Here is a 16894-nt window from a genome sequence, read left to right on the forward strand (position 1 = left end):
TCGGCTGCATCGGCCTCGGCGGCATCGCCGACGCGAGCGGCCGCCGCGAAAGTGGCCGGAGTGGCAGCCACAAGAGTCGCACCTCCCGGAGCGGCAGCCCCAGAAGTGGCGGCCCCCGGAGCGGCAGTCCCGGGAGTGGCGGCGCCCGGAGCGACCACCGCGGGAGTCGCGGTGGCCCTCCTGGTGGCTGCGGTCGGAGCGGCGGCTGTAGCAGCCAACAGGGCAGCGTCGAGCGCGAACGTGGCGGTCACCGGCGACCGCTCACTGCATCCCCGCGGCTCACTTGATTCCGGCGGCGTCCATTCCGCGCAGTTCCTTCTTCAGGTCGGAGACCTCGTCGCGGAGGCGGGCGGCCAGTTCGAATTGGAGGTCGCGGGCGGCTTGCATCATCTGGTCGGTCATTTGCTGGATCAGGTCGGCCAGCTGGGCTCGGGGCATGCCCGAGACGTCCTTGTCCAGGAGCATGCCGGAGCTGCGGACGCGGTCGCCTTGTTCGGGTTTCTTGCCGCGGGAGGAGTTGCGGCCTGAGCCGCCGACGGCGACTGTTTCTTCGGAGTCCTCGGCTTCCAGGTAGACGCGGTCGAGGATGTCGGCGATCTTCTTCCGGAGCGGCTGCGGGTCGACGCCGCGCTCTTCGTTGTAGGCGACCTGCTTGGCGCGGCGGCGGTCGGTCTCGTCGATGGCGTGGCGCATCGAGTCGGTGATCTTGTCGGCGTACATGTGGACTTCGCCGGAGACGTTGCGGGCCGCGCGGCCGATGGTCTGGATCAGCGAGGTGCCGCTGCGCAGGAATCCTTCCTTGTCCGCGTCGAGGATCGCGACCAGCGACACCTCCGGCAGGTCGAGGCCCTCGCGCAGCAGGTTGATGCCGACGAGCACGTCGTAGTCGCCGGCGCGCAGCTGGCGCAGCAGCTCGACGCGGCGCAGGGTGTCGACCTCCGAGTGCAGGTAGCGCACCCGGATGCCCAGCTCCAGCAGGTAGTCGGTGAGGTCCTCGGACATCTTCTTGGTGAGCGTGGTGACCAGCACCCGCTCGTCCTTCTCCGCCCGCTCGCGGATCTCGTGCACCAGGTCGTCGATCTGGCCCTCGGTCGGCTTGACCACCACCTTCGGGTCGACCAGGCCGGTCGGGCGGATCACCTGCTCGACGAACTCGCCCGCCGCCTGGCCCATCTCGAACGGGCCCGGCGTCGCCGAGAGGTACACCGTCTGGCCGATCCGGTCGGAGAACTCCTCCCAGGTCAGCGGCCGGTTGTCGGTGGCGCTGGGCAGCCGGAAGCCGAACTCGACGAGGTTGCGCTTACGCGACATGTCGCCCTCGTACATGCTGCCGATCTGCGGCACCGTCTGGTGCGACTCGTCGATGACCAGCAGGAAGTCTTCCGGGAAGTAGTCGATCAGCGTGGCCGGCGCGGTGCCGGGGCCCCGCCCGTCGATGTGCCGCGAGTAGTTCTCGATGCCGGAGCAGAAGCCGACCTGGCGCATCATCTCGATGTCGTACGCCGTGCGCATGCGCAGCCGCTGGGCCTCCAGCAGCTTGCCCTGGCGCTCCAGCTCGGCCAGGCGCTGCTCGAGCTCCTCCTCGATGCCCTTGATCGCCTTCTCCATGCGCTCCGGGCCGGCGACGTAGTGCGTGGCCGGGAAGATCCGGACCTCGTCGATCTCGCGCACGATGTCGCCGGTGAGCGGGTGCAGGTAGTACAGCTTCTCGATCTCGTCGCCGAAGAACTCGACCCGGATGGCCAGCTCCTCGTACGCCGGGATGATCTCCACCGTGTCGCCGCGGGCGCGGAAGGTGCCGCGGGCGAACGCGATGTCGTTGCGCGTGTACTGCACATCGACCAGCGCGCGCAGGAACACGTCGCGGTCGAGCCGCTCGCCGACCCGCAGCATCGAGGACCGGTCGAGGTAGGACTGCGGCGTGCCCAGGCCGTAGATGCAGGACACGCTGGCCACCACGATGACGTCGCGGCGCGAGAGCAGGTTCATCGTGGCGGAGTGGCGCAGCCGCTCGACGTCGTCGTTGATCGACGAGTCCTTCTCGATGTACGTGTCCGTCTGCGCGATGTACGCCTCGGGCTGGTAGTAGTCGTAGTAGCTGACGAAGTACTCGACCGCGTTGTTCGGGAACAGCTCGCGCAGCTCGTTCGCCAGCTGCGCGGCCAGCGTCTTGTTCGGCGCCATGACCAGCGTGGGCCGCTGCACGCGCTCGATCAGCCACGCGGTGGTGGCCGACTTGCCCGTGCCGGTGGCGCCCAGCAGCACGACGTCCTTCTCGCCCGCGCGGATGCGGCGCTCGAGCTCGTCGATGGCCGCCGGCTGGTCACCGGCGGGCTGGTAGTCGCTGACGACCTCGAACCGGCCGCCGGACCGGGGGACGTCGGAGACCGGCCGGAAGTCGGACTGGGCGAGGACGGGGTGTTCGGTTGCGAAAGCCACGAGAACCAGAGTAAGCCGACCCACCGACAGTTTTCAGTCGCGGAGTCGGTATGAGGCGCTCCACCTGCGGCAAGAGGGGTTTCGGGCAGTCCCCGGCGGACCGGCCCCAGGCGGCAGCGCCCCCTACGCCCGGCCGGGTGCGCGCTGGCCGATCCGGGTACGACCCGGGTGAGAAACGTCCGGTTCCGGCCCCGCGCAAGGCAAGATGAGCGGATGACCGACCTGCACCCGCCGAAGATCGAGGTCTTCGACCCGGCCGCTCGTGTCAACATCGACCCCAAGGGCGTCGCGCGGGAGGTGGAGGAGTTCCGCGAGGAGCCGTTCGGCCTCTACCTCGCGCGCCCCGCTCCCGGGCGCGCCCAGTTCCGCTACCTCGAGTCGTGGCTGCTGCCGGTGCTGGGGCTGCGCGTCACCGACTTCTGGTTCAACCCCGGCCACGAGCGGGACCAGGACTTCTACCTCGACGTGGTCCGCGTGCGCTGCGAAGGGGCCCGCTGGATCGCCACCGACCTCTACCTCGACCTGGTGCTCAAGGACAAGCAGTCGGTCCGCGTCATCGACAACGACGAGCTGGTCGCGGCGGTCGCCGAGGGCCTGCTGCCGCAGTCCGAAGCCGAGTACGCGCTCGAAGCCACGTACGCCGCTGTCGAGGGCCTCGCCGCGCACGGTTACGACCTCGCCGCCTGGCTGTCCACAAAGGACATCACGCTGACCTGGCGGCGGCACCCTTAGCAGCGACCGGAGGTAGCGGATGACGCTTTCCCCACGCTGAGTGCAGGGAAAGCGTCATCCGCTGCGCCCACCGCGCAGAAGCGGCAAGAGGATGTCGTCGACGAGGTGCTCGACGAAGCGCTCATCGCACGGCTCCCCGACCACGACAACACGGTGCACGACCAGAGCCGGCGCGACCTCGGCGAAGACACCGCCGGACGCCTCACCCGGCAGCCGATCGGTCATCGCGGCCGCGTCGCGGTGCAGGATGCGGCGCATTTCCGCGGCCAGCCCCGGGTCGCCGCGCATCCCGGCGAACATGGCCCCGAGCAGGCCGATCTCCTGCTCGGCGATCTGCCGCGCGAGCCAGGTGACGAGCACGAGCAGATCCGCGCGGAGGTCGTCCCCGGGAAGCGAGGGCGGCGTGGCGGGCGAGCGATGCTCGACCGCGGCGGCAACAAGGGCGGCCTTGTCCCGGTAGCGGCGGTAGATCGTCGTCTTCGCCGCCCCGGAGCGGGCCGCGACCGCCTCGATGGACAGCTGCTCGTAGCCGTTTTCGATCAGCAGGGCCAGCGTCGCCTCGAGGATCGCCACGTCACGGCTCGCGTCACGCGGCCGGCCCAGCGTGCCACTCACCAGCCGATTCCCTTCCGATACGAAACGGTTTCGTAGCGAAAGTAACACGCGCCGCCGGAGCGGTCAAAAACCGCCCGCCTCCACCGATCGGTTGATGCCGGCCGCCTGCCGGTGGAGCCCGGTTCTGGCCGTTCCGGCGATCCGCGCCGGGCCCTCCCCGCGGGAGGCTTTCCCGGACGAACCGATCATGAGGGGAGGGCGCGATGCCGGTCATCGAAGTCGAGCGCCTGCACAAGCGGTACGGCACCAAGGTCGCGGTGGACGACGTGTCGTTCAGTGTGGAGCGCGGGGAGATCTTCGGGATCCTCGGGCCCAACGGCGCCGGCAAGACCACCACGGTGGAGTGCCTGGAGGGGCTGCGCGTCGCGGACGGCGGCACGCTCTCGGTGCTCGGCCTCGACCCGCGCGCGGACCGGCACGAGGTGCGCCAGCGCGTCGGCATCCAGCTCCAGGAGAGCCAGCTGCCCGACCGCCTCCGGGTCCGCGAGGCGATCGACCTGTACGCCTCCTTCTACCGCAAGCCCGCCGATCCGGAGCGGCTGCTCGCCACGCTGGGCCTCGCCGAAAAACGCGACACCGCGTACAAGAAGCTCTCCGGCGGCCAGAAGCAGCGGCTGTCCATCGCGCTCGCGCTGGTGGGCAGCCCGGAGATCGCCGTGCTCGACGAGCTCACCACCGGCCTCGACCCGCAGGCCCGGCGCGACACCTGGGACCTGATCGAGGCGGTGCGCGAGCACGGCGTGACGATCCTGCTGGTCACGCACTTCATGGAGGAGGCCGAGCGGCTCTGCGACCGGATCGCGGTGATCGACTCCGGCCGCGTGGCCGCCATCGACACGCCCGCCGGCCTGGTCGGCCGGGTCGACGACGAGCAGCGGATCCGCTTCCGCCCGTCGGCGCCGGTCGACGTGGCGCGGCTCGAGGCGCTGCCCGACGTGCTGAAGGTCGAGCGCCGCGGTGAACAGCTGGTGGTGACCGGGCGCGGCAACGCGCTGCACACCGTCACCTCGTTCCTGGCCCGCAACCAGGTGATCGCCGGTGAGCTGCGGGTGGACCAGGCGAACCTCGACGACGCGTTCGTCGCGCTCACCGGCCGGAAAATGGACTGAGGGGACCACGCAGATGCTCACCAAGATGACCGCCGTGGAGGCGAAGCTGTTCCTCCGCGACCCGGGCGCGCCGGCCACCGTGCTCGGCATCCCGCTCGCGCTGATCCTGGTGTTCGGGCTGATCCCGGGCATGAAGGACCCGAGCGCGCAGTTCGGCGGCCAGTCGCCGCTGTCCACGCTGATCGCCCCGATGGCGGTGGCGATCGTCATCGCCATGCTCGCGGTGACGCTGTTCCCGGCCGCGCTGGCCGGCTACCGCGAAAAGGGCGTGCTGAAACGGCTTTCCGCCAGTCCGGTGCCGCCGGCCCGGCTGCTCGCGGCCCAGCTGATCGTGAACCTCGTGGCCGCCGTGGTGGTGATCCTGCTCGTCGTGGGGGTGGGCAGGATCGCCCTCGGCATGGCCTTGCCGAAGAATCCCGGCGGCTTCGCGCTTTCGGTGGCGCTGGGGGCGGCGGCGCTGTTCTCGGTGGGCCTGCTGGTCGCCGCGCTCGCGCCGACCGCGCGGGCCGCGAACGGCATCGGGGCGCTGGTGTTCTTCCCGATGCTGGCGCTGGGCGGGGTGTGGGTGCCGAAGGAGCAGCTGCCGGTATTCCTGCAGCACGTCGCCGACGTCCTGCCGCTCGGCGCGACGATCAACGCCCTGCGCGAAACCGCGGCGGGGCACGCGCCGGAACTTCTGCAGCTGGGCTCGATGGCCGCGGTCACCGTGGTCTGTTCCGTGCTCGCCGCCCGATTCTTCCGCTGGGAGTGACGATGACCGCGACCACCACCGTCCTGGCGACGCGCGCCGTCGCCCCGTTCGCCCGCAAGCCCGTGCTCATCCTGGCCGGCCTGCTCACCGCGCTGCTGGCCGTGACTGGGAACCGCTACGGCTACATGGGCGACGAGCTGTACTTCATTTCCGCCGGACGGCATCTGGCCTGGGGCTACGTCGACCAGCCGCCGCTGCTGCCGCTGCTGGCCCACACGATGGACGCGATCTTCCCCGGTTCTCCGCTCGGGCTGAGGATTCCAGCCATCCTGGCGATGGCCGCCGCGGTGGTCTTCGCCGCGCTGATCGCCCGCGAGCTCGGCGGCGGGGCCAGGGCGCAGGGCCTCACCGCGGCGACGGTGGCGGTGTCGACCCAGTTCATCGGCAGCGGCCACTACCTGGCGACCTCGACGCTCGACCCGTTCCTGTGGACGGTGCTGCTCTGGCTGCTGGTCCGCTGGGTCCGCACCCGCGCCGACGGCCTGCTGGTCTGGGCGGGCGTGGTCACCGCGTTCACGCTGTACACGAAGTTCCTGATCGGCGGCTTCTGGCTGGTCGCCGGGGTGGTGCTGCTCGTGTCCGGCCCGCGTGAGCTGCTGCGCCGGCCGAAGCTGTGGCTGGGCGCCGCGATCGCCGCGGTGGCGCTGGTCCCGACACTGGCCTGGCAGGCCACGCACGGCTGGCCGCAGCTGGGCATGGGCGCGGCCGTCTCGAACGAGGTCAGCAGCGTCCTGGGCGGACGGGCGCTGTGGCTGCCCGAGGCGCTGCTCGTCGCCGGCCTGCCGGTCGGGGCCGTGCTCCTCTGTTACGGGGTGTGGCGGCTGCTGCGCTCGGAGGGGCTGCGGCCGTACCGCTTCCTCGCCTGGGCCACGCTCGGGCTGTCCCTGGTGTTCTTCCTGGCCAACGGCCGCGCGTACTACGTCGCGGGCATGTTCGGGCCGTGCTGGGCGGCGGCCGCGGTCGAGCTCGAAAGCGGCCGGGCCTCGCGGTGGTGGCGCTGGCTCGCGACCTGGCCGGTGTATCTGCTGGCGCTGGTCCTCGCGGTGACCCAGTCGCTGCCCGTGTGGCCGCAGTCCTGGCTGAACGAGCACCCGTCGCTGCCCCGGTCGATCCTCGCCTACGCCGAGATCGGCTGGCCGGAGACGGCGCGCTCGGTGGAAGGCGCGTTCGCGAAGGTGCCCGACCCGGCGCACACCGCGGTGGTCACCGAGTCCTATTGGACGGCGGGCGCGCTGGACTACTACGGCCGCGCGCTCGGCCTGCCGGAGCCGGCCAGCCCGAACCGCGGGTACGCCACCCTGGTCCTGCCCCCGGACTCGGCCCGCGACGTGCTGTTCGTCGGCACCGACCCGCGGCCGCTGCTCGGCCACTTCGCGGACCTGCGCCCGGCGGGCAAGGTGGACACCGGCGCGGCCGTGCCGAGCGTCGAGCAGGGCCTGCCGATCTGGCTGGCGAGCGGGCGGCTCCAGCCGTGGCCGCAGATCTGGCCCAGCCTCGTCAACGACTGAGGCGGTGTGCCCGGCGCCACAACGACCAGCCCGGCGCCGGGCCCGCCCCCGTAGGGTGCGGCTCGTCGGGCCCGAACAGCGGACGGGGAGCAGGATGGAAGCCGTGATCACGGCCGGCGCTCGCGCCAAGCCCACCGGTGACGTCGCGGAGTTCGCGCGGCTGCCGGTGGCGCTGCTCGCGGCCGGTACCGCGGCGGTCCTGCTCGCCACGGCCGGCCGCTACGGCTATTTCGGCGACGAGCTGTACTTCCTCGCCGCGGGCAAGCACCTGGCCTGGGGCTACGCCGATCAGCCGCCGGTGCTGCCGCTGATCGCGTGGCTGATGAACACGATCGCCCCCGGCTCGCTGGTGGTGTTCCGGGTCCCGGCGATCCTGGCCACCGCGGCCGGGGTGGTGGTGACGGGGCTGATCGCGCGGGAACTCGGCGGCAACCGCCGGGCGCAGACGCGCGCGGCCGCCGCGTTCGCGATCTGCGGCCAGTTCGTGGGCAGCGGCCACTACCTCGCGACGTCCACTGTGGACCCGGTGCTGTGGACGGCGGCGCTGTGGCTGCTCGTGCGCTGGCTGCGGACCCGCGACGACAACCTGTTGCTGTGGCTGGGATTGGTCACCGCCGTCGCGCTCAACGTGAAGTTCCTGATCGGCGCGTTCTGGGCCCTGGCCGCGGTGGCTTCGCTCGTGTTCGGCCCGCGCGACCTGCTGCGCCGGCCGAAACTGTGGGCGGGGGCCGGGATCGCCGCACTGGCCTGCGTTCCGACGCTGTGGTGGCAGACGGCCAACGGCTGGCCTCAGCTCGGCATGGGCGACGCCATCGCCAAGGAGGTCGACCAGGGCGGCGGCCGCGCCGGGTTCATCCCGGGCCTGCTGGCCGGGGCCGGGCTGGTGACCGGCGCACTGGGTGTCCTCTATGGACTTTCGGTGCTGCTGGGCGCCAAACAGCTGCGGCCGTACCGGTTCCTCGGCTGGACGACGCTCGGGCTGGTCGTCGTGTTCATCGTCGCGAACGGGCGGTTCTACTACGCCGCGGGCATGTTCGGCCTGCTGTGGGCCGCGGCCGCGGTGCACCTGGAGAGCCGGCAGCCCGCGCGGTGGTGGCGCTGGGTGCCGACCTGGCCGGTGTTCGTGCTCTCCGCGCTGTACAGCCTGCCGTACGCGCTGCCCGTCTGGCCGGTGCAGTGGCTGGTGGAGCACCCCGACGCGCCCCACCCCGCGTATGCCGTGGAAGAGGTGGGCTGGCCCGATCTGGCGGACTCCGTCGCCGGCGCGTACCGCCTGCTGCCGCCCGCCGAACGCGACCACACCGCGCTCGTCACCGCGGGCTACTGGCAGGCGGGCGCGCTCAGCCGGTACGGGCCCGAGCGTGGCCTGCCCGAGGCGTACAGCCCCAGCCGCGGCTTCTGGTACTTCGGGCGGCCCGCCGACGACATGGACACCGTGCTCTTCATCGGCAACGACCCGTCGAAGCTGGCGAAGCACTTCCAGTCGGCGAAGATCGTGGCGCGCGTCGACAACCGGCTCGGCGCGCTCAACGCCAGCCGGAACATGCCGATCTGGCAGCTCACCGGACGTCTCGACGCCTGGTCCGAGATCTGGCCGCAGCTCAAGGACCTCAAGGCATGAGACTCCGGCGGGACGGCGACGTGAAGGTGGACTGGAGTCGCTCACTGATGCCGCCCCTCGCGAAGCCGGGCAGCCCGGGCCTGCGCTGGCACCAGTGGTTCACCCGGGTCGAGACCGTGTTCGGGTTCGTGCTCCTCGTCGTCCCGGTCCTGCTCACCACCCTGCCCGCGAACCAGACGGCCGACCATCGGGCGGTCACGCTGGCCCTCGCGGGCGGCGCCGCGGTGTGGCTGCTGCTCACCACCGTGCTGCCGCACCCCGGCATCCGCGAGCGCCCGGTGTTCGCTGTGCTGACCTTCGTCGGCGTGGTCAGCTTCGCGACGGCGCTGCAGGCCCGGGACTCGTCTTTTTTCGTCTTCATGATCTTCGCGTTCTTCGCGGCCATGCGGATGAGCCCGATGCCCGTGGCGGTTCTCGGCGTGGGCATCACCTCGCTGCTGATCAACACCGTCTCAGTGGGCGGTCCGGTGCACTCGCTGACCACCTCGCCGGGGGTGATGGTGACGCTGATCCTGGTCCAGACGGCGGCGATCGGCGGCGGGGGCGCGGTGTTCGCCGCGGTCGGGCGGCAGAGCCAGGAACGCAAGCGGATGCTCGACCAGCTGGCCGCGGCCGAGGCGGAAAACCGGGGCCTGCAACGGCAATTGCTCACCCAGGCCCGCGAGGCGGGGGTGCTCGACGAGCGCCAGCGGCTGAGCCAGGAAATCCACGACACGCTCGCCCAGGGCTTCACCGGCATCATCACCCAGCTCGAGGCGGCCGCGCAGGCCGAGGCCGATCCGGCCGAGTGGCGGCGCCACCTCGGCACCGCCACCGAGCTGGCGCGGGAGAACCTGACCGCCGCCCGGCGGTCCGTCGGCGCGCTGCGGCCGGAGCCGCTGGAATCGGCGACGCTGCCCGAGGCACTGGCCGACGTGACGCGCCGCTGGGGCGAGCGCACCGGCGTCCACGCGGACTTCACCGCCACGGGCACCGCCGAGGCCCTGCACCCCGAGCTGGAGGCGACCCTGCTGCGCATCACGCAGGAGGCACTGTCCAATGTGGCCAAACACGCATCGGCGGGCCGGGTGGGGCTCACGCTTTCCTACATGAGCGGCGAGGTGACGCTGGACGTGCGCGACGACGGCGTCGGCTTCGACCCCGAGGCCCCACCCCCGGCCGAGGGTGGCTTCGGGCTGCCCGGCATGCGAAGGCGCGTCGAGCGGCTGGCCGGGACCCTGCACGTGGAGTCCGAGCCCGGCGGCGGCACAGCGATCTCGGTGAACCTGCCTGCCATCCCGGCTGCCACACTTCCCACGGGCATCGACAACGAGGGGGCGTCCGCGTGACGATCACACTGCTCATCGCCGACGATCACCCGATCGTCCGCGACGGCCTGCGCGGCATCTTCACCGGAGAGCACGGGTTCGAGGTGCTCGGCGAGGCCGGGAACGGCAGCGAGGCGGTGGCGCTGGCCGAGTCGCTGAAGCCCGACGTCGTGCTGATGGACCTGCGCATGCCCGGCACCGACGGCGTCGCCGCGATCACCGAGCTGGCCCGCCTCGGCAACCCCGCGCGCGTGCTGGTGCTGACGACCTACGACACCGACTCCGACGTGCTGCCGGCCATCGAGGCGGGCGCGACCGGCTACCTGCTCAAGGATTCCCCGCGCGAGGAGCTGTTCCGCGCCGTCCGCGCTGCCTCCCGCGGCGAGGCGGTCCTCTCCCCCGCCGTCGCCAGCCGGATCATGGGCCAGATGCGCGCGCCGGCGAAGGAGCCCTTGTCCCAGCGCGAAATCGAGGTCCTTTCACTGGTCTCCCGCGGCTCGACGAACAAGGACGCGGCGAAGAAGCTCTTCATCAGCGAGGCCACCGTGAAGACCCATCTCCTGCACGCGTACGCCAAGCTCGGCGTGAAGGACCGCGCGGCCGCCGTCGCCGTCGCCTTCGAACGCGGGCTGCTGGGCTCCTAACCCCACAGTTCCCCTCCTCGGCCCGCGACCCGCTCGGCCACCCGCGCGACGAACTCGCCGACGGCCAGCGCCTCCACCTTCCGGCTATCCCGCAGCCGCGGGGCGACCAGCCCGCCCGCAGCTTCGGCGGCACCGAGCACCGCCTGGTACGGAGCGAGACGCCCGGCGCGGACGCGGGCGCCGAGGCTGCCCTGGTCCGGGCTCGCCAGCTCGGCGCGCAAGCCCGCGTCGAGGCACCGTTCCAGGAGCGCCGACGCCTCGGGGAGCTGGGCGTCGGACACCGGCAGGACCAGGACCTGGACCGGCGCGAGCCACGGCGGGAACGCGCCGCCGTGCTCCTCGACCAGCTGGGCCATCGCGCGCTCCAGGCTGCCGAGCACGCTGCGGTGGACCAGCGCCGGCCGGTGCGCGGCGCCGTCCGGGCCGGTGTAGCGCAGGTCGAACCGCTCGGGCTGGTGGAAGTCGACCTGCACGGTCGACAGGGTGGACTCGCGGCCCGCGCTGTCGACGACCTGGACGTCGATCTTCGGGCCGTAGAACGCCGCCTCCCCCGCCACCGCTTCGTACTCGATTCCGCTGCTGTCCAACGCTTCGACGAGCAACGCGGCCGCGCGGTCCCATTGCTCGGGCGAGCCCGCGTGTTTCCCGCCCTCGCCGGCCAGCGAAAGCCGGTAGCGCGCCGGGCGGAGGCCGAGGTCCCGGTGGACGCGCCGGATCAGCTCCAGCGCGCCGTGCGCCTCGGCGGCGACCTGGTCCGGGGTGCAGAACAGGTGCGCGTCGTTGAGCTGGATCGCGCGCACCCGGTTCAGCCCGCCCAGCACGCCGGACAGCTCGGCCCGGTACATCCCGCCCAGCTCCGCGATCCGCAGCGGCAGCTCGCGGTGGCTGCGCGCCCGGGACCGGTAGACGAGCGCGTGGTGCGGGCACAAACTGGGCCGCAGCACCACTTCCTCGCCGCCGACGGCCATCGGCGGGAACATGTCTTCGCGGTAGTGCGCCCAGTGCCCGGACCGCTCGTACAGCTCGCGTTTGCCGAGCACCGGCGAATACACGTGCCGGTAGCCCGCGCGGCGTTCGAGATCGCGGACGTACTCCTCCAGAGTGTGGCGCAGCACGGCGCCGTCGGGCAGCAGGAACGGCAATCCGGCGCCGATCAGCGGGTCGGTGGCGAACAGGTTCAGCTCGCGGCCGAGCTTGCGGTGGTCGGGCATCGTGGTCTCCTCACGGACGGGAGACGGGTGACCACACGGCGAAGCCCCGGGGCACCCGCCCCGGGGCTTCGCTACTGCTCAGGTGTCAGCGCGCCGGGTCGGTGTCCGGCGTGGTCGTCGATGCGGCGCGCTGCATGGGAGACACGCTAACCGCGGCCACGGCCCGGGCGCATCCGCTTTTCGCAGCGCGCTTTTCCGGCGCGGGGCTCGTGAGTGTTTAGGACGGTTCTAACCGTCCTAAACACTCACGAGTCCTTCACGGCGTCCAGGACGTCTGCGCGGCCCACGCCTCGGCGCGGGTGAAGGCGGCGTTGACCCAGCTCTGCTTCTCGTCGGCGTAGTGCTCGATCGTGCCGTCCGCGGCGTGCTTGCGGGCGAGCTGCTGCTTCAGCTCCGCGTACGCGTCACGCTCGTCCGGGTGCGCGCGGATCCAGTCGCGGAACAGCAGCGCGAGCCGCCACGAGGGCGTTTCCGGGGAGCGCACGTGCACGTTCACCGCGCGCTTCGGGTCGGCGCCGACGTGCACCCGCTTCGGCCACGGGGCCGCGCCGTCCTCCTGCGGGTCGTCGACCCATTCGCCCTCCAGGAGCGGGAAGCCGGCGTCGCAGACCGCGCCGGCGATCGCGTCGGCGTCGTCCAAAGAGGACACCGTGAGCTGGAGGTCGAGCACGTCCTTCGCGGGCAGGCCCGGCACCGACGTCGAGCCGATGTGGTCGGCGCGCAGCAGCCGGTCCCCCGCGGCCTGCCGCAGCCGGGCGAGCTGGCGCTCCGCCTGCATCGGCCACGTCGTGTCGTACGGGGTGATGACCGGCGACATCGGCGGGCGCGGCCGGCGCAGCCGCACGTTGGCCTCGAACGGCACCAGCCGGTCCGCCCACAGCGCGTCCACCTCGGCGAGCACGATGTCCTGCGCGCCGCCGTTGTCGAGCCAGACGTCGGCGACCGCGCGGCGCTGGGCGTCGCTGGCCTGGGCGCGGATGCGGGCGCGCGCGTCTGCCTCGGCCATGCCGCGGGCCTCGACCAGCCGCCGGACGCGGACCTCCATCGGCGCGTCGACGATCACCACCAGGTGGTACGCCGGGGCCAGGTGCCCCTCGACGAGCAGCGGGATGTCGTGCACGATCACCGCGTCCTGCGCCGCCCCGGCCATCAGCTCGGCCGTGCGCGCGCCGACCAGCGGGTGCACGATCCCGTTCAGCCGCTTGCGCGACTCCTCGTCGGCGAAAGCCTTCGCGGCGAGCGCGGGCCGGTTCAGCGAGCCGTCCTCGGCGAGCACGTCCTCGCCGAACGCCGCGACGACAGCGGCCAGTCCCGGGGTGCCGGGCTCGACGACCTCGCGCGCGATCTTGTCGGAGTCCACGAGCACCGCGCCGTGTTCGGCGAGCCGGGTGGCCACCGTCGATTTGCCCGCGCCGATTCCGCCCGTCAATCCCACTCGCAGCATGGGGGCCACCCTAACCAGACTCCGCTGTCACCCGATCAGGGGAGGTCAGGCCTCGTGCACGTGCACCCGCACGGGTGGACGCACACCTCAAGTGGAAAAGCAAGGACATAGTGGTGGGCAGCTCCCGCTGATTTGGGTGACACGCCGGGCCATTACCCGGATTTATCGCCGTGAGTGCGTAGCGTGCGCGGCGGACGGGTCGCCCACACGGAGGAACGATGGCGGAAAAGCACGTCGGGAAGCACCGGCTCGGCACACCGGGGCTGGTGCACTGCGTGGGGTACCGCCCCGTGGCGGAGGCGCTGGCCGAGTACCGGCGGACCTGGCTGAGCGCCTTGCTGGTCCCGGCCCAGCACAGCTTCGCCGGCCTTCGCCGCCGCGCCCGCGCCGCAGCCCTGGAACACATCTGGGTCCCGGCGGTCGTCCGCACCACCTGACCCGGCTCAGTCACGGCCCGGCTCAGTCACGGCCGAGGACGCGCGGCGGTGCGGAAACGCGCCCGGTACGCGCTCGGCGGCACGCCCAACTCCCGCGTGAACACCCGCCGCAGGGTCTCCGAAGAGCCGAAGCCGGTGCGTCGCGCCACCACGTCGAGCGGATCCGTCCCGCGCTCGAGCAGCTGGCGCGCCGCCTCCAGGCGCGTGCTCTCCACGAACCTCGCGACCGAGGTGCCCGCCTGCTCACGGAACAGCCGCGTCAGATGCCGGACGCTGACTCCCGCTCCATGGGCCAGCGAGGCCAGGCTGTGGTCCCCCGCCGGGTCGGCCGTGACGCGGTCCATCAGCCGCCGCAGCAGCTCGTGGCCCGAAGGCCCGGCGGTGAGGCGCACGCTGAACTGCGACTGGCCGCCCGGCCGTTGCAGGAACACCACCAGGTGCTTGGCCACCAGCCGCGCCGCCTCGGCGCCCAGGTCCTCCTCCACCAGCGCGAGCGAGAGGTCGATGCCCGCCGTGACGCCGGCGGAGCTGAGCACCGGGCCGTCGCGCACGAAGATCGCGTCGCTGTCCACCTCGACGGCCGGGTAACTGCGGGCGAGCTGGTCCGCGAACTCCCAGTGCGTCGCCGCGCGCCGCCCGTCCAGCAGGCCCGCTGCGGCCAGTGCGAAGGCGCCTGCGCAGACCGACGCCGTGCGCCGCGCCTGCCCGGCCAGGCGGTGGACCTGCGCCAGCAACGGCTCGTCGGCCACCGTCGCCTGCCAGTGCGGGCCGCCGGGCACGACCAGGGTGCCGTCTTCGACGGTCACCTCCTCCAGCGCGACGTCCACGCCGAGCCGGGTGCCGGTGGTCGTGCGGACGTCGGCGCCGCCCGGGGACGCGGTCAGCAGCTCGTACTCCGCGCCGTGCTCGTTGGCCATGCCGAAGACCTCGAGCGGGCCGGTGACGTCCAGCAGCCGCACCGAGTCGTAGACGACGACCACCACGCGTCCGGAGCGCATGCCCCCAGCCTCGCCGTCCGGGAGGCCCGGGCGCAACACGCGCTCAGACCACCCGGGTGTCGATGGCGATCTCGTGCGTCAGCGTCCGGTGCACCGGGCACTTGTCCGCGATCTCCAGCAGCTTCGCGCGCTGCTCGTCGTCCAGGTCGCCTTCGAAGGAGATCTCGCGGGTGATGCGGCTCAGCATGCCGACCTCGGTCTCGCAGCGTTCGCAGTCGCGCGCGTGGATGCGGTCGTGGCGCAGGCGGACGGTGGTGCGCACGAGCGGGATGCCCTTGCGGTCGGCGTACATCCGCAGGGTCATCGCCGTGCAGGAGCCCAGCGAGGCGAGCAAGAGGTCGTACGGCGTCGGCCCCGCGTCGTCGCCGCCCACCGACTGCGGCTCGTCCGCGGCGAACTCGTGGGCCGCGGTGGTGATCCGCTGGGTGTAGCGGCCGCCGCCGGCGTCGGTGACGACAACGGTGCCGGGCTCCGGCTGGGTCATCCGCCTCATTCCTCCCACTCGGAGTTCTCGATGGTCTCGACGAAGTCCTGCCGGGCGAAGCCTGGCACAAACCGCGCGAGCACGTCGGCCTTGACGTTGCCGAACGTCGTTTGTGGACGGTCCCGGATGCCGTCGGTGAACGCCGCCAGGATCCGCCGCTTGAAGTCGGGCCGGGGATGGGCCGCGACCACCGCGGCGCGGGCCTCGGCGCTCAGGTCCGCGTAGCCGATGCCGAGCACGTCGTACTCCACGCCCGCGGTCACCAGCGCGACCTCCGGCTCCATGTGGGCCGGGATCTCGGGCGTGGTGTGCAGGGCGATGGCCGTCCACGCGATCCGCGCGCGCTCGGCGGCCTTGTCGGCAGCACTGTCGGCGTCGTGGGCCAGCAGGAACCGGCGGGCCTCATCGGCGCCGTCCAGCTCGAAGCGGCGGTCGGTGCGGTGGCCGTCGACGAGGCCGATGTCGTGGAACAGCGCCGCGACGTAAAGGAGTTCCGCGTCGAAAACCAGCTCCCGGCGCTCGCCCTGCAGCGCGCCGAAGAGGAACACCCGCACGGAATGGTCGTACAGCAACGGGCTCACGGTGTCGCGGACGAAGTCGGCGGCGTCCGTGGCGAGCTTGCTGTCGGGGATTCGCACACCCGCGATCCGGGTGGCCGAAGTGGAGGTCATGGCCGGGCCTTTCCCTGTTCCGGCACGAAATGGCCGGGCACCTCCGACGGTGCCAGTGACCGGACCGACCGGCCCGTTGTCCATGGGACGAACATCCCACAGATCGGGCCGGAGGGTGAAGTTCCCAAGACGGCGCGGATATCGTATCTTCGGCAGGCGTACGCGGACTTGAACGTTGTCCTACGCGGCACCTGCGAAGGGGGTGAGGCCATGGCCACCCGGCATTTGTCCGTGCAGCCCGCCGACCAGAACAGCCGCAAGCGGTTCCTCGACGCGGCGCTGGCGGTGCTGACCGACCGGGGCGTCGCCGGGCTCACCGTGCGCGGGGTCGCCGAGGCGGCCGGCGCCTCCACCATCACCGTGTACACCCGCTTCGGCGGGCGCACCGGACTGCTGGACGCCTTGTACGAGCGCGCTTTCGACCTGATGCGCGAGCAGCTGCTCGACGTGCCGCCCGAAACCGAAGACGGCCTCGCCGACCTGCTCGAGGTCGCGCTGGCCTATCGCCGCTTCGCGCTGGAGAACCCGGCGCGCTACGCGTTGATGTACGAGCGGTCGGTGCACGACTTCGACCCGGACCCGGAGCTGCGCAAAGCGGTGATGCGGACGACGTTCGTGATGTTCGTGGACAAGATCCGCCGGATCAGCCGGCCCGGCGCGGACCTGCAACAGCTCGGTTACCTGCTGTGGACGTCGATGCACGGCCTGGTCAGCGTGGAGCTGACAATGCGCTCGCAGACCCCGCTGAGCGACTGGTTCATCGAGAACACCGACGAGGCCAATGAGGACGTCTACCGCACCGGCGTGCGGGCGATGTGCACCGGCCTCGGCCTCCGCCTCCGCGACTGACGAACAACCTCTTCCGCCCCAATGTGGCGTTCGGTGCGTTGGACGCACCGAACGCCACATTGGGTGCGCTCAAC

15 protein-coding genes and 1 pseudogene are annotated in these 16894 nt (G+C 71.9%); 9 read left to right on the forward strand and 7 right to left on the reverse strand.

Annotation, left to right across the window (positions count from 1 at the left end; genetic code table 11):
• Window positions 1-279 precede the first annotated feature (279 nt).
• Window positions 280-2439 (reverse strand): excinuclease ABC subunit UvrB, encoded by a 2160-nt coding sequence (gene uvrB, locus OG371_RS44480; RefSeq protein ID WP_329063330.1) that lies wholly within the window; start codon window positions 2437-2439, stop codon window positions 280-282.
• Window positions 2440-2652: 213 nt separating this feature from the next.
• Here uvrB and OG371_RS44485 point away from each other — a divergent pair, with 213 nt between their 5' ends.
• Window positions 2653-3171, forward strand: a complete 519-nt coding sequence (locus OG371_RS44485; RefSeq protein WP_329063332.1) for a DUF402 domain-containing protein — start codon at window positions 2653-2655, stop codon at window positions 3169-3171.
• Between the two features lie 54 nt (window positions 3172-3225).
• Here OG371_RS44485 and OG371_RS44490 read toward each other — a convergent pair whose 3' ends face one another.
• Entirely contained in the window at window positions 3226-3786 is a 561-nt protein-coding gene (locus OG371_RS44490) for a TetR/AcrR family transcriptional regulator (RefSeq protein ID WP_329063334.1), read from the reverse strand.
• A gap of 203 nt (window positions 3787-3989) precedes the next feature.
• Between OG371_RS44490 and OG371_RS44495 the strand changes: the two genes are divergently transcribed.
• From OG371_RS44495 to OG371_RS44520, 6 genes are all read left to right on the forward strand, one after another.
• Complete coding sequence (locus tag OG371_RS44495) at window positions 3990-4895, forward strand: ABC transporter ATP-binding protein (RefSeq protein WP_329063336.1); 906 nt, start codon at window positions 3990-3992, stop codon at window positions 4893-4895.
• Between the two features lie 25 nt (window positions 4896-4920).
• On the forward strand, window positions 4921-5646 hold the full coding sequence (locus OG371_RS44500; RefSeq protein ID WP_329063338.1) for an ABC transporter permease: 726 nt from the start codon (window positions 4921-4923) through the stop codon (window positions 5644-5646).
• 2 nt (window positions 5647-5648) lie between these two features.
• On the forward strand, window positions 5649-7154 hold the full coding sequence (locus OG371_RS44505) for an ArnT family glycosyltransferase (protein ID WP_329063339.1): 1506 nt from the start codon (window positions 5649-5651) through the stop codon (window positions 7152-7154).
• A gap of 103 nt (window positions 7155-7257) precedes the next feature.
• Window positions 7258-8775 carry a glycosyltransferase family 39 protein gene (locus tag OG371_RS44510; protein ID WP_442876215.1) on the forward strand — a complete coding sequence of 506 codons (1518 nt, stop codon included), beginning with the start codon at window positions 7258-7260 and terminating at the stop codon, window positions 8773-8775.
• Window positions 8772-10103 carry a sensor histidine kinase gene (locus tag OG371_RS44515; RefSeq protein ID WP_329063341.1) on the forward strand — a complete coding sequence of 444 codons (1332 nt, stop codon included), beginning with the start codon at window positions 8772-8774 and terminating at the stop codon, window positions 10101-10103. Before OG371_RS44510 ends, OG371_RS44515 begins: the two co-directional genes overlap by 4 nt.
• Window positions 10100-10726, forward strand: a complete 627-nt coding sequence (locus tag OG371_RS44520) for a response regulator transcription factor (protein ID WP_329063342.1) — start codon at window positions 10100-10102, stop codon at window positions 10724-10726. The genes OG371_RS44515 and OG371_RS44520 overlap by 4 nt, the downstream gene beginning before the upstream one ends.
• On the opposite strand, the pseudogene thrS reads toward OG371_RS44520, so the two are convergent.
• Window positions 10723-11940, reverse strand: a pseudogene (gene thrS, locus OG371_RS44525) (threonine--tRNA ligase); the annotation flags it as partial. The gene OG371_RS44520 and the pseudogene thrS overlap by 4 nt on opposite strands.
• A gap of 253 nt (window positions 11941-12193) precedes the next feature.
• A complete protein-coding gene (gene coaE, locus OG371_RS44530) occupies window positions 12194-13381 on the reverse strand; it encodes a dephospho-CoA kinase (RefSeq protein WP_329063343.1) in 1188 nt (395 codons plus the stop codon).
• A 218-nt stretch (window positions 13382-13599) separates the two neighbouring features.
• Between coaE and OG371_RS44535 the strand changes: the two genes are divergently transcribed.
• A complete protein-coding gene (locus OG371_RS44535; RefSeq protein ID WP_329063345.1) occupies window positions 13600-13818 on the forward strand; it encodes a hypothetical protein in 219 nt (72 codons plus the stop codon).
• 26 nt (window positions 13819-13844) lie between these two features.
• Here the strand turns inward: OG371_RS44535 and OG371_RS44540 are convergent, their stop codons facing one another.
• Genes OG371_RS44540 through OG371_RS44550 form a run of 3 tightly spaced genes read right to left on the reverse strand, consistent with a single transcriptional unit; the run spans window position 13845 to window position 15971 of the window.
• On the reverse strand, window positions 13845-14816 hold the full coding sequence (locus OG371_RS44540) for a GlxA family transcriptional regulator (protein ID WP_329063348.1): 972 nt from the start codon (window positions 14814-14816) through the stop codon (window positions 13845-13847).
• Between the two features lie 43 nt (window positions 14817-14859).
• Complete coding sequence (locus OG371_RS44545; protein WP_329063350.1) at window positions 14860-15300, reverse strand: OsmC family protein; 441 nt, start codon at window positions 15298-15300, stop codon at window positions 14860-14862.
• Between the two features lie 5 nt (window positions 15301-15305).
• Window positions 15306-15971, reverse strand: coding sequence for an HD domain-containing protein (locus tag OG371_RS44550; protein ID WP_329063352.1), 666 nt, complete (start codon window positions 15969-15971; stop codon window positions 15306-15308).
• Between the two features lie 210 nt (window positions 15972-16181).
• Between OG371_RS44550 and OG371_RS44555 the strand changes: the two genes are divergently transcribed.
• Window positions 16182-16820: a TetR/AcrR family transcriptional regulator gene (locus OG371_RS44555; RefSeq protein ID WP_329063354.1), complete on the forward strand. Its 639-nt coding sequence runs from the start codon at window positions 16182-16184 to the stop codon at window positions 16818-16820.
• The last annotated feature ends 74 nt before the right edge of the window (window positions 16821-16894 follow it).

The organism is Amycolatopsis sp. NBC_01480, from assembly GCF_036227205.1.
GTDB lineage: Bacteria > Actinomycetota > Actinomycetes > Mycobacteriales > Pseudonocardiaceae > Amycolatopsis.

Coding starts and splice junctions, on each gene's coding strand:
- OG371_RS44485 (WP_329063332.1), top strand. CDS start 2,653: ATGACCGACCTGCACCCGCCGAAGATCGAGGTCTTCGACCCGGCCGCT.
- OG371_RS44495 (WP_329063336.1), top strand. CDS start 3,990: ATGCCGGTCATCGAAGTCGAGCGCCTGCACAAGCGGTACGGCACCAAG.
- OG371_RS44500 (WP_329063338.1), top strand. CDS start 4,921: ATGACCGCCGTGGAGGCGAAGCTGTTCCTCCGCGACCCGGGCGCGCCG.
- OG371_RS44505 (WP_329063339.1), top strand. CDS start 5,649: ATGACCGCGACCACCACCGTCCTGGCGACGCGCGCCGTCGCCCCGTTC.
- OG371_RS44515 (WP_329063341.1), top strand. CDS start 8,772: ATGAGACTCCGGCGGGACGGCGACGTGAAGGTGGACTGGAGTCGCTCA.
- coaE (WP_329063343.1), bottom strand. CDS start 13,381: ATGCTGCGAGTGGGATTGACGGGCGGAATCGGCGCGGGCAAATCGACG.
- OG371_RS44535 (WP_329063345.1), top strand. CDS start 13,600: ATGGCGGAAAAGCACGTCGGGAAGCACCGGCTCGGCACACCGGGGCTG.
- OG371_RS44540 (WP_329063348.1), bottom strand. CDS start 14,816: ATGCGCTCCGGACGCGTGGTGGTCGTCGTCTACGACTCGGTGCGGCTG.
- OG371_RS44545 (WP_329063350.1), bottom strand. CDS start 15,300: ATGACCCAGCCGGAGCCCGGCACCGTTGTCGTCACCGACGCCGGCGGC.
- OG371_RS44550 (WP_329063352.1), bottom strand. CDS start 15,971: ATGACCTCCACTTCGGCCACCCGGATCGCGGGTGTGCGAATCCCCGAC.
- OG371_RS44555 (WP_329063354.1), top strand. CDS start 16,182: ATGGCCACCCGGCATTTGTCCGTGCAGCCCGCCGACCAGAACAGCCGC.